The following is an 11493-nucleotide window of genomic DNA, read 5'->3' on the forward strand; positions in this document are numbered from 1 at the left end:
CCTGCCGCCGCGCGCCCCAGCGCTGCATCGCCCGCTGCGGCCCGGCCGCGCGTGGCATCAGTCGCCATCGCCGCGCCGCCCGCGCTGGACGACATCGCTATCGTGTTGCCGAGCGTGGCGGTGCCGTGGATGGTGCCGATTTCCTGCTGGCCCGGCGCGCGCAGTTTGCTGCCGTTGAGCGTGAGTGCGAGCGCCGGCCGCGCGCTGGTGCCGGACAACGTGCCGTTGGCTTGCAGCGCGCCGCCGAACTGCGGCCCGAGCGCACCCAGTTGCGGCGCATCCAGCTTCCACTCCAGCTTATCCAGCGCGCTGCCGAAACTGCCCTTGGCTTGCAGGCTGTTCGACGCCAGATGCAGATCCACATCCGCATTGCTGATCGCGCCCTTGGTCGCGGTCAGCTTCGCATAGCCAGACAGCGGCGCGTTGGCAAACGTGGACGACTGCAAATCCAGATTCACGCTGGCGCGCCAATCCTGCGCCAACCGCGCCTCCGCGCTGAACGTGGCATTGACCGACCCCGCCTGCGCCGCGCCAAATGATGCGGGATTCAATCGCTGCAGGCTGCCATTCATCTTCAGCTCCGGCGTACCCTTGACCACAGCCACATCGCCAGCCGCGTGCAACACACTGTCTGACGGGCGCTTGGCCGAGGCAAACGCCAGCCCGCGCGCATCGGCCTCAAAGCTGCTGCGCGGCGCTTCCATGCTGCCGCTGAGCGCACCGCTGGCGGTGATGGCACCGAGCAGATCGCTGCTGATGGCCGACAGCTGGCGCGCATCGACCTTCCAGCGCAACTGCTCGCCCGGCGCGCCGAAATTGCCGCTGATGTCGGCCGTGTTCTGCGCCAACGACAGGTGCGCATCCACGCCGCTGATGTGCTTAGCGTCCGCATTCAGCTTGCCGTTGCCGGTGAGTGGCTGTCCCGCGATTTTGCTCGGTTTGATCTGGAAGCCCGCCGCCACCTGCCACGCCGGCGACAGCGCGCCGCTGGCGTTGATGTCCGCGTTCAGATCCGCAATCGGGTAGCCGGCGCCCAGCGCGGATGGATCGAAATGATCGGCGGTGAGCTTGGCGCTGAATTCCTGCTTGTCTTTCAGACTGGCCTTGCCGGTGGCGGTGATGCTGCCTTTCTTCGCCTGCAGACGGACCTGATGCAGCTGCAGTAGCGCGTCGGCCAGCGTGGCTTGCAGGTCGAGACGCAAGCCCTTGTCGGACAGGCTGGCGTTCAGCGATTGCTGTTTCGGCGTGCTGGCCAGCGCGATGTCGCCGGCGACGGCGGTTTTGTTGATGCTGGTGTGGAGGTTTTTCAGATCCAGACGGTCGGTGTGCAGCTTGAAGTTGGCGCTGTCGATACCAGCTTCCGGGCCGCTGCGGTCTACCTTGCCGCCGCCGGTGAATTTGCCGGCCGGGCCGAGGTCCAACAGCACGTTGTCCAGCAGCGAGGCGGTGAGCGTGCCGTCCAGGCGTCCGCTGAAGGCTTGCAGCGGCAGGGCACCCTGATCCAGTGGACCGGCCTTGCCCTGGTTGAGCAAGGCGAACTGGCCGGACAGCTTTTGATCCTTGGCGATGGCGGCAGTCAGCTTCAGATTGAATTTGGCCTGCGGCCAGGTGGCGTCGAAGCCGGCGGGATCGAGATCGCGGCCGGTCAGGTCGATGGCGCGCAGGATGATGGCGTCGAACGGCGCCAGCGCCAGCGCGGCCTCGCCGCTCGCGCCGTTGGCCGCTGCCTGCAACTTCAGCTGCAACAGCGCCAGATCGCCGCTGGCCTGCACCGCCACCCGCGCCGCAGCAGCATCGCCATAGGCCAGCGATGCCTTGCCCTGCAAAGCAAACGGCTTGGCGCCGGCGATCGACAGTTCGGCGGTGATATCGCCAAACGCCGTATGTGCCGACGCATCGCGCAACTGCCAGCGCGCGCGGTCGCCATCAAGCTTGAAGCGCAGGCGCTCGATCACATCGCTGCCGGTCTCGCTGCTGATGGTCAGCTTATCCAGCCGCCCATCCGAAATACTCAGCTTGATCGGCGACGCCAGCGACGCTGGCATCTTCGACGGCTCCGATGGCCCGGTGCTCAACACCGTCAAACTGCGCGCATGCAGCTCGCTGATGGTCAGCCCCTCCGAAAAATACTGCAACGGCGACCAGTTGATATCGATCTGCTCCGCCGTCACCACCGTACCCTTGTCGCGATACACCAGCTTATCGATATGCATGCGGTGGTACAGCGAGCCGCTGACCCCAGTGACCGCAATCTGCCCGCCACTGGCATTGGACAGCCGCTGCACCAGCTGCTGCAAGGTCGACTCGCGCCCCAGCAGCCAGAACGCGCCAAACAGCAGCGCCACCAGCACGGCAAAGCCGATCGCCACCCGGCGCGGCCAGCGACGGCGTGCGACGACAGCTACGACAGGTTGAGGAGTGTCTTGTTGGTCAGCCATCAGAACGTGAACCCCAGCGAGAAATGCAAACGATATTTATGCACCGCGTGGCCGTACGCCACGTCGACATTGATCGGCCCCACAGGACTCTTCCAGCGCGCACCCACGCCGTAGCCCGACTTCGGACGCAAGGCGTTGAAGGTATCGCCGGCATTACCCGCGTCGTAGAACACCGCCGCGCCATACTGCGGCTTGAACCAGTACTGATACTCGGCGCTGGCGGTGGCCAGATAACGGCCGCCGGTAATCGCGTTGTCCACCGAAACGCCCAACTCCTGATAGCCATAACCGCGCACCGACTGATCGCCACCGGCGCGGAACAGATAGGTGGACGGCACGCCGTCCTTGTCGCGCGACGCCAGTGCCCCCAGCTCGGCGCGGAAGATCGCATTCGAACTGGCGCCCAGCGGCAGATACGCCACGCCGCGCGCATAACCGCGAATGAACGCCTCGTCGGTCAGCACCGGCAGCAGCGCGCCGCCCAGCTGCGCGTTCAGCGCATAGCCCTTGGTCGGGAACAGCAGATTATCCAGCTTGCGCCAGGTGACGCCATAGGTCAGCGGCAAACTCTTGCTCTGGCTGGACGGGATACCGCCGATGGTCTTGGTCTCGGTCAGCAGCTCCAGCGTCAGGCTGCGCTCCTGCAGCGCCGTGCCCCAGGTGCGTTTGCCGGCGATGCTGGCCACGCTGGTCACTTCGCCCGAGACGTCGGTGCGCTCGAACGACGCGCCGATGCTGTCGTTGTAGCCGTCCGGCGTGACCGGGAAGTAGAAGTTGTTGGTGAAGGTCTGCTTCTTGGTCTCCATCGTCAGCGCGGTTTTCATGCGCAGACCGAATACCGACAGATCGTCATAGGTCAGCGAGGCGCGGTTACCGGTGTTGGTGGAATAACCCAGACCGGCACTGACGTTCTTGCGCTTGTTCTCGACCACCCGCACCAGCAGCGGCAACGGCGCCATCGGCGCGTTGGCATTCTGCTGCGGCGTGCTGGCGGCGGCGTCCAGCTGCTCGTTCAGAATCGCGCTGGTGTCGGCACTGACTTCCACGCTGGCGAAGTAGCCGGTGTCCTGCAGGCGCGATTGATACGATTGCAGCGCCGCCTCGCTGTAGTAGTCGCCGGCATGAATCTGATTCAGGTTGCTGATCACCGAGGCCGGATAGCGCTTCAGGCCTTCGATGCGCAATTCGCCGAAGCGCATCTCCGGCCCACTCTCGATCACCACCCGCAGATTGGCCTGATGCAGTTCCGGGTCCACCGTGGCCTGGCTGTCCACCAGTTGCGCGCGCGGATAGCGCGTCTGCACCACCGAGCGCAGAATGGCGCGCTTGGCCGACTCCCAGTTCTCCTGGCGGAATACCTCGCCTTTTTTCAGCGGCCAGCCGGCCTTCAGCGCCTCGACGTCAAAACGCTGGGTGGACGGCTGATCGAGATTGGCGGTGAAGCCCTCCAGCTGCAGATCGATTTCGCCGACCCGCACCGGCTCGCCCGGCTCCACCTTGACCTGCACCACCGGCGCGGCAGCCTCGCGGTCGAAGGTCGCGCTCACCACCGGCGAATAGTAACCGTCGGTGGCCACCAGGGTGCGGATCTGCTCCGGCGCCACCCGCACCAGGCGTTGCAGCTGTTCGCGGTCCATGCGCTCGTTGCCGCTAAAGCGCACCAGGTCCAGGTTATGCTCCAGCAGCGCGCGCACCTCGCTGGGCGCATCGATGCGGACCTCGTATTTGAGCCCATCGGCGGCCTGCGCCAGCGTGGCCAGCAGGGCCGCAACCAGGCAGGCGGACCCTTTTGTCACAACTTGTGCCAAAATTCGTGATCCTGTCCGTTTTTTTGCTGGCGATGCCGGTAACATGAGACTCCATCAAGGTGTACGCTAATGTGCATGTTACCGGATTGCCCCAAAAGATGGCGTACTAATAATATTGCTTCATCTGGAAAGAACTATGCTGCCTACCGATTCCGCCCTGGTCCTGTTTAGCGGAGGTCAAGACTCCACCACCTGCCTGGCCTGGGCATTGAAAAATTACGCGCGCGTTGAAACCATCGGTTTCGATTACGGCCAGCGTCACGCCGTTGAATTGACCGTGCGTCCCAAGCTGCTGCAAAGCCTGCGCGAGCACAACGCCGGCTGGAACGCCAGGCTGGGCGAAGACCATATGATCGACCTGTCGCTGATTTCGGCCATCTCGCACACCGCGATGACCCACGACATCGCGATCGAAACCCAGGCCAACGGCCTGCCCAACACCTTTGTCCCCGGCCGCAACCTGATGTTCATGACGGTGGCTGCCACCGTCGCCTATCGGCGTGGCCTGACGGTGCTGGTGGGCGGCATGTGCGAGACCGACTTCTCCGGCTATCCGGACTGCCGCGACGACACCATGAAGGCGCTGCAGGTGGCGCTCAATCTCGGCATGGACACCCGCTTCAAGCTGGAGACGCCGCTGATGTGGCGCGATAAAAAGCAGACCTGGGAACTGGCCATGGAACTGGGTGGCCAGCCGCTGGTGGACCTGATCCGCGACGGCACCCACACCTGCTATCTGGGTGAGCGCGGCGCGCTGCACGACTGGGGGTATGGCTGCGGCACCTGCCCGGCCTGTGCGCTGCGGGCGCGTGGTTATCGGCAGTTTGTGGGCGCCGAGGTGTAAATGCCCACTCACACCCCGGCACGGCTGCGCCGCCTGCTGCAGGATCTGCTCTCGCCGGGCGTCCTGCCAGTGCTGGTGCTGAGTGGCTGCCTGGGTGTGACGGCGCTGTTGTGGCATAGCGCCACGGCGGACGCCGAGCAGGACGCGCAGGCCGATTTCGATGGCCGGGTGCGTGAGCTGGTCAATAATCTGGACCAGCGCATGCAAACCTATGTGCAGGCGCTGTACGGCGTGCAGGGACTATTCGCCAGCTCGCGGGAAGTCGACCGCGACGAGTTCCGCACCTACCTCACCGGGCAGGAACTGAACCGCCATTTCCCCGGCGTGCATGGTGTCGGCTACATGCAGCTGGTGGGGGAGCAGCAAGTCGCGCCGCATGAAGCGCTGGTGCGGCGCCAGGGTTATCCCGACTATCACATGTTCCCGGACGGGACGCGGCCGTGGTACGCGCCCATCGTCTACCTTGAACCGTTCAACGAAAACAATCGCCGCGCGTTCGGCTTCGATGCCGCTTCCGAGCCGCAGCGGCGCGTTGCGCTGGAACAGGCGCGCGACTCCGGCCAGCCGACCATGAGCGCGAAAATCCGGCTGGTGCAGGAAACCGGCACGCAGCCGCAAGCCGGCTTCCTGGTCGTGCTGCCGGTGTATAACCATCCGCAGCCGACCGGCAGCCTGGCCGAACGCCGCGCCGCCATCAACGGCTGGGTGTATGCGCCGTTCCGCACCGGCGATCTGATGGCCGGTCTGGGCGGGCCGCGCGCCGCCGCGCTGGATATCGAAGTGTATGACGGCGATGCCATCACGCCGGAGGCGCTGATGTATGACAGCGTGCCGAATGCCAGCCAGCGGCTGCGTTCCACGCGCCAGCAGATCAGCATCGCCAACCATCGCTGGACGCTGCGCATTTCGATGCTGCCGACGGTAGCGTCTGCGCGCAGCGACAGGGCGCAGCAGATCGTGCTGTTCGGGGTGGCGCTGAGCGCCTTGTTGACGTGGTTGACCTGGTTGTTGGCGCGCGGCCGCGTGCGTGCGCGCCGGGCTTTGGAACGCAGCCGCGCGCTGGCCGATGAACTGAAGGAAGGCCAGACTACGCTGATGGTGGTGGCCGACAGCGCGCAGCGCAGCCAGGCGGTGTTGCGCAGCATTCTGGACTCCACCATTGACGGCATCCTGGTCGACAATCTGCGCGGCACGGTGCTGAACTCCAACCGCCGCTTCCGCGAACTGTGGAATGTGCCGGAATACCTGGACTGGCAAAGCGACGGCGCGGTGTTGATGGAGCATATGTGTGCGCAGCTGCGCCATCCGGATTGCGGCTTGCGGCTGGACGAGCCGGCGCAACTGGCGTTGCCCGGACTGCAGCGCGGCATGCCGCTGACCGAGGAGCTGGAAGTGCTGCTGCTGAAGGATGGCCGCGTGATCGAAAAGCACACGCGCGGCCTGCAGTTGGGCAGCGAGCCGGCGCGCATCTGGTCGTTCCGCGACATCACCGAGCGTACCCAGATCGAGCAGCGCGAGCAGACCCGCCGTCATGTGCTGGAACTGCTGGCCACCGGCGCACCGCTGCAAACCATCCTGGAGAGCGTGGTCACCGGCGTCGAGGCGGCCAATGAGGACATGTTGTGCAGCGTGCTGCTGCTGGACGAGCAGGGCGAGCATCTGCTGGTGGGTGCGGCGCCCAGCCTGCCGGCCTTCTTCAACGCCGCCGTGCATGGCAAATCGATCCACAGCGGCCTGGGGGCCTGCGGCGACGCGGTGCGCTCGCGCAGCCGGGTGATCGTCGAAGATATCCGCAACGCGCCGTCGTGGGCCGAGCATCGCGACCTGGCGCTGCAGGCGCGGCTGGGGTCATGCTGGTCCGATCCGATCGTCAGCACCAATGGCGCGGTGCTGGGCACCTTCGCGATTTACCACCGCGATGCGCGCTTGCCCAGCCTGGCGAATATCGCGCTGATCGAACAGGCGTCGCGGCTGGCCGGCATCGCCATCGAACAGGCGCAGGCTGCGGTGGCGCTGCGCGCCGGTGAAGCGCGCTTCCGCAGCCTGTACGACCACGCGCCGGTGGCGCTGTGGGAGCAGGACTGGTCGGCGGTGCGTGGCGCGCTGGCCGAGCTGGAACTGTCCGGCATCGACGACCTGGCCGCTTACCTGCAGGCCAACCCCAGCCAGCTGCGGCGGCTGGCATCGCTGGTGCGCATCGTCGATTGCAATGCGGCGGCGCTGGAGCAGGTGGCGGCGCCGTCCGGCCGCAAGGACATGTCGGCGTTGACGCTGGCGCAGAATTTCGACGCCGCCGCCATGCCCAATTTCGCGCGCGCGCTGACCGCGCTGGCGCAGGGCCAGCACTTCTACGCCTGCGAGGGCAGCTTCGAACGGCTGGACGGCGTGGCGCGCCTGAACGAACTGACGCTGCTGGTGATGCCGGGCCATACGCACAGCCTGGACTTCGTCATCGTCTCGACGCTGGACATCACCGAGCGCCGTCGCATGAACGACGAGCTGCGGGTGCTGGCCACCACCGACTTCCTGACCGGGTTGCCGAACCGGCGCGAATTCATGGGCCGGCTGGATGAGGAACAGGGCCGGCTGCAGCGCGACATCAGCGCCTGCGCCGCCGTGCTGCTGCTGGACATCGACCACTTCAAGCGCATCAACGACGAATACGGCCACGCCGCCGGCGATGCCGTGCTGCGCCAGCTGGCCGACGTGATGCGCGACAGCCAGCGCAAGATCGACATGCTGGGCCGCATCGGCGGCGAGGAATTTGCCCTGCTGTTGCCGGGCACCGCGCTGGATGCGGCGGCGGTGTTTGCCGAGCGGCTGCGGCTGCGGGTGGAGCAGACGCCGATGCGGCTGGATGATGGCTTGGTGCTGAAGGTCACAGTCAGCATCGGCATCGCGGCGCTGGGCGGCAAGGCACCGGGTGGTGCGTCCGCGCTGAGCCGGGCCGATCAGGCGCTGTACTGCGCCAAGCGTGGCGGCCGCAACCGGGTGGAACTGATGGATGTCGAGGCGGATCGGCCGGGGCTTCAAGTCCCGGCCGCTTCCGATTGAAACTTAGACCGGCTGTTGCAGCGTCGCTTGCAGGCGTTGCTTGCGAGGGCGGCTGACCAGCAGCCAGTACAGCGCGAACGGAATCAGCAGTGGCAGCAGCAGGGGCGAGATCACCGCCAGCACGATGGTGGCCGCCAGCGCCACACCGGCCACCGCCAGCACGCCGAGGCTGGCGAACAGCACACACAGGAAAATCCCCACACAGGTCATGATCAGGCCGGCCAGCAGCATGCCGGCGCCGCCAAACAGCACACTCAGCACCGCGCCCAGCGGGCCGTCGAATTCATCGCCATCGATATTGATGTGCATAGTGTCGCCCAGCACCGACTGCCAGACGGCAATGACGAGCAGGAAAATGAAGGCTGCGAAGACCAGTTTTTTTGCGTTGATGTTCATGGCGTACCCCGATGTGTTTGTTATCGAATGCCGTTTGGCATGATCGAACTGTATCGGCGCGCTGCCTCAGCAACCATCGGATTGCGACAGACCGGCAAAATCGCGGCACAGGCGGTGCAAATCCGGGGTCAGGTCCATCATTTCTACACGGGCTCTGCTGTGGCGACCGCCACAGCAGAGCCCGTGTAGAAATGATGGACCTGACCCCGGATTTAAGTCCTTGATTTAAAGATATGGTGGTCTAAACTGATAATCTCACTGGCTCATGGAGGACATGAACATGGCTTGGCTAGCAATGAGCGAGGGGCAATCGATCCCTTCGGCACCGAAATGTATACGGCGCCAGCGTAGCGCCCAGCGCCTGTCCGGCGGTGGCCCTAAAGGCCCGCCTTCGGCGCCGCCCACGATACCGCCTATTATCATTACGCCGTTCAGCTATCAGATGCCTGAGCCCGCCATCGATCCGCGCGTCACGCCGCTGAAACCGCCTATTGCCGAGCGGCCGCCTTGTATCACTTGCTAGAGTTGTTGCTGTCGGTAAAAGACAAAGCCCGCTTGTATTGCGGGCTTTTTGTTTGTCTTTAGAAATTGTGACGCAGTCCCAGCACCACGCCCTTCAATGTCGCGCCGGGCTCGGCGCCGAGGCTGTTGATGGCGAAGTCGACGACGCCGTTGCGCTCGTTGTGGATGTGGCTGTAGTAGGCGTACACGGCGCTGCGTTTGGACAGGGTGTAGTCGTAGCCCAGCGTGTAATGGCTGGCGCCGGTGTCGGCACCCTTGCGCGCGAAGCCGATGGTGGTGCCGTCCGGCGCGCTGCCGCCGCCGTCGCCGGCGTGGCCGATGCCGAGTTTGATGGCGTGGCGGCCGATCTGTTGGGTCAGCGATAGGTAGGCGTCGTTGCGCGTCAAGGTGCCGGCCGCGGTTTCGTAGCGCAGCCGCTCGGCGGCCAGGCCGAGGCGGGTGTCGCCCCAGCGGTAGCCCAGGCCCAGTTTGGCGCCGCTGTCGTTCAGGCCGACGCCCTGGTATTCGTGGTGGCGCTCGTAGGCGGCGCTGGCGTACCACGCTCCCTGTTCATACACCAGCGCGCCGGAGCTCAGCGCGGGTTTGGCGCCGCTGGCCGGACGTTCTTCGCTCAGCCCTTGCGCCAGCCGCAACTGCAGTCCATTCCACAGCGGCGTCCAGTAGTGCAGGCTGTTCTGCTGGCGGCGGTCGAAGGACGAGGTGTCGCTGGTGTTGTTGACGGTAGCACCGGCGCCATTGCCCATGATGCTCATGTAGCCGGCGGTGGTCGGATACCACGGGTCGAGGCCGGCGGTGGCGCCGTTGTACGGGGTGACCCAGTTGCCGGCGAACAGGGTGCCGGCCGCGCCTTCAAGGCCGACGCGAGTGTCGCGCGCGGCCGGACTGCCGGCGCCGGTGTCGGGCGACAAGGTGCCTTCGATCTGGAAAATCAGGTGGGTGCCGCCGCCCAGATCTTCGCTGCCTTTGAAGCCCAGCACCGAGCGGTTGTTGCTCAACCGCGCAACGCGCTGGTCATCGTTCTGCAGGCTTTCCAGGCCGACGTTGAGGCGGCCGTACAGGGTGACGTCGCTCTGGGCGCAGGCGAGACCGCTGCAAACGGTCAGCAGGGCGGGGATGATCTTGCACTTCATTGCCGGGTTCCTATTGTTGTTACGCTGCGAGCCGCTTATTATTCCAGCCCCGACTTTCTTTCGACACATTCATAAGTATGAGTAATGACTACCCCGATGCAGACGATGATGGCCTGGTGCAACAAGACCGTTTGTGGCAAGGCAATGGCTGGACCGCGCGCGTCATCAAGAACGAGGATGATGATGGCTGGGCGGTGGCGATGATCAAGGATGGCGAGCCGGAACCGGCGCTGGTCGGCCCCTGGACCATGGGCCGCGACAAGAAGAATCCGAAACCGCTGGACGTCAACGCCTTCAACACGCTGGTCAAGACCGCCAATGAGGTGATCCGCCGCCACGAGCAGCAACTGCATGCGCAGTTGCACAAAAACGTCACGGTCGGCACCGACGATGGTCCGGTCAAAGTTTGCCTGGACATCACCCCGGACGAGGACGACCCCTACGCGATGCTGAGCGCGTTCGATCAGTACGGTGAGCAGCTGGCACAGGTAAGGGTGGCACCAACTTTTAAACTGAATGCAACTTCCGCTTCCGGATGGATAGAAAACGGTTTCAAGAAGCCGGCGGCGGCTTAGTTCTTGGAAGCTCGAATACTTGAACAGAATTAAGATTTCGTTAAATAAACGTGTAAGGGGATGTAACACTCAATCGTGCGCCCCCTGTTTTGAACAGCTCGGCTGATAAATTCAGAACCTCCTCGACGGTGTTTTTACACCGTTTTTCTTATATTTACAGGGAGGTTTTAATGAAAACAGCAAAACGCATCGTAGGTGCAGTGGTGGTGGCGGGCGCAGCATTGTTGGCTCAGGGCGCGATGGCGGCCGACATCAGCAAAGCGGACACGCCGCTGGATGTGACCAGTGGTGGTAGCATCTTTGGGACGTTGTTCACCAGTAACAACACCGGCAATACCTTTGGCGAGCGTTACAACTTCACCCTGAGCTCGGCCAGCACGATTTATGCTGATGTCTCGTCGTTGTCGAGTACCGTGAACGGCGGCCTGGATATTTTGGGCCTGAGCCTGTTCAACGCGGATGGCCAGGTGTTGAAAGGTACCCTGTTGTCGACCGGCAAGGTTGACCAGTGGGAGCTGAGCTCGGGTACGCTGTCAGCCGGCAGCTATTTCCTGTTGGTCAGCGGTACTGTACTGTCGAGCTCGGCCAGTCTTTACAGCGGTGGCGTTACCGTGACCGCGGTGCCGGAACCGGCGACCTACGGCATGCTGCTGGGGGGCTTGGGCCTGGTGGGTGCGCTGGCCGCGCGTCGCAAGCGTAAGGATGTTGCGTAACTAGCCGCTCTGC

General features: G+C 64.4%; 8 protein-coding genes. 4 read left to right on the forward strand and 4 right to left on the reverse strand.

Annotated features, from left to right (window positions below; translation table 11 throughout):
* On the reverse strand, window positions 1-2438 hold a 2438-nt coding region (locus tag GJ699_RS34795; protein ID WP_503826200.1), incomplete at its 3' end, for an AsmA family protein.
* Window positions 2438-4291 (reverse strand): autotransporter assembly complex protein TamA, encoded by a 1854-nt coding sequence (locus GJ699_RS27930; RefSeq protein ID WP_154382639.1) that lies wholly within the window; start codon window positions 4289-4291, stop codon window positions 2438-2440. The genes GJ699_RS34795 and GJ699_RS27930, both read right to left, overlap by 1 nt.
* A 91-nt stretch (window positions 4292-4382) precedes the next feature.
* Here GJ699_RS27930 and queC point away from each other — a divergent pair, with 91 nt between their 5' ends.
* Both queC and GJ699_RS27940 read left to right on the forward strand, forming a co-directional pair.
* The gene (gene queC / locus GJ699_RS27935; protein ID WP_154382641.1) at window positions 4383-5090 is read left to right on the forward strand and encodes a 7-cyano-7-deazaguanine synthase QueC; all 708 of its coding nucleotides are present in this window, start codon (window positions 4383-4385) and stop codon (window positions 5088-5090) included.
* Entirely contained in the window at window positions 5091-8144 is a 3054-nt protein-coding gene (locus GJ699_RS27940) for a sensor domain-containing diguanylate cyclase (protein WP_154382643.1), read from the forward strand.
* Window positions 8145-8147: 3 nt separating this feature from the next.
* Here GJ699_RS27940 and GJ699_RS27945 read toward each other — a convergent pair whose 3' ends face one another.
* Together GJ699_RS27945 and GJ699_RS27950 are read right to left on the reverse strand one after the other, a co-directional pair.
* Complete coding sequence (locus tag GJ699_RS27945; protein WP_154382645.1) at window positions 8148-8540, reverse strand: hypothetical protein; 393 nt, start codon at window positions 8538-8540, stop codon at window positions 8148-8150.
* Between the two features lie 581 nt (window positions 8541-9121).
* On the reverse strand, window positions 9122-10192 hold the full coding sequence (locus GJ699_RS27950) for a porin (RefSeq protein WP_154382647.1): 1071 nt from the start codon (window positions 10190-10192) through the stop codon (window positions 9122-9124).
* A gap of 77 nt (window positions 10193-10269) precedes the next feature.
* Here GJ699_RS27950 and GJ699_RS27955 point away from each other — a divergent pair, with 77 nt between their 5' ends.
* Both GJ699_RS27955 and GJ699_RS27960 read left to right on the forward strand, forming a co-directional pair.
* Window positions 10270-10767 carry a hypothetical protein gene (locus tag GJ699_RS27955; protein ID WP_154382649.1) on the forward strand — a complete coding sequence of 166 codons (498 nt, stop codon included), beginning with the start codon at window positions 10270-10272 and terminating at the stop codon, window positions 10765-10767.
* A 170-nt stretch (window positions 10768-10937) separates the two neighbouring features.
* Window positions 10938-11480, forward strand: coding sequence for an FxDxF family PEP-CTERM protein (locus GJ699_RS27960; protein ID WP_154382651.1), 543 nt, complete (start codon window positions 10938-10940; stop codon window positions 11478-11480).
* Window positions 11481-11493 lie beyond the last annotated feature (13 nt).

This window comes from Duganella guangzhouensis, from assembly GCF_009674535.1.
Classification (GTDB): Bacteria; Pseudomonadota; Gammaproteobacteria; order Burkholderiales; family Burkholderiaceae_D; genus Rugamonas; species Rugamonas guangzhouensis.

Bases quoted from the DNA above. Each gene is read 5' to 3' on its own strand.
- GJ699_RS27930 (WP_154382639.1), bottom strand. From the start codon at position 4,291: ATGTTACCGGCATCGCCAGCAAAAAAACGGACAGGATCACGAATTTTG.
- queC (WP_154382641.1), top strand. From the start codon at position 4,383: ATGCTGCCTACCGATTCCGCCCTGGTCCTGTTTAGCGGAGGTCAAGAC.
- GJ699_RS27940 (WP_154382643.1), top strand. From the start codon at position 5,091: ATGCCCACTCACACCCCGGCACGGCTGCGCCGCCTGCTGCAGGATCTG.
- GJ699_RS27945 (WP_154382645.1), bottom strand. From the start codon at position 8,540: ATGAACATCAACGCAAAAAAACTGGTCTTCGCAGCCTTCATTTTCCTG.
- GJ699_RS27950 (WP_154382647.1), bottom strand. From the start codon at position 10,192: ATGAAGTGCAAGATCATCCCCGCCCTGCTGACCGTTTGCAGCGGTCTC.
- GJ699_RS27955 (WP_154382649.1), top strand. From the start codon at position 10,270: ATGAGTAATGACTACCCCGATGCAGACGATGATGGCCTGGTGCAACAA.
- GJ699_RS27960 (WP_154382651.1), top strand. From the start codon at position 10,938: ATGAAAACAGCAAAACGCATCGTAGGTGCAGTGGTGGTGGCGGGCGCA.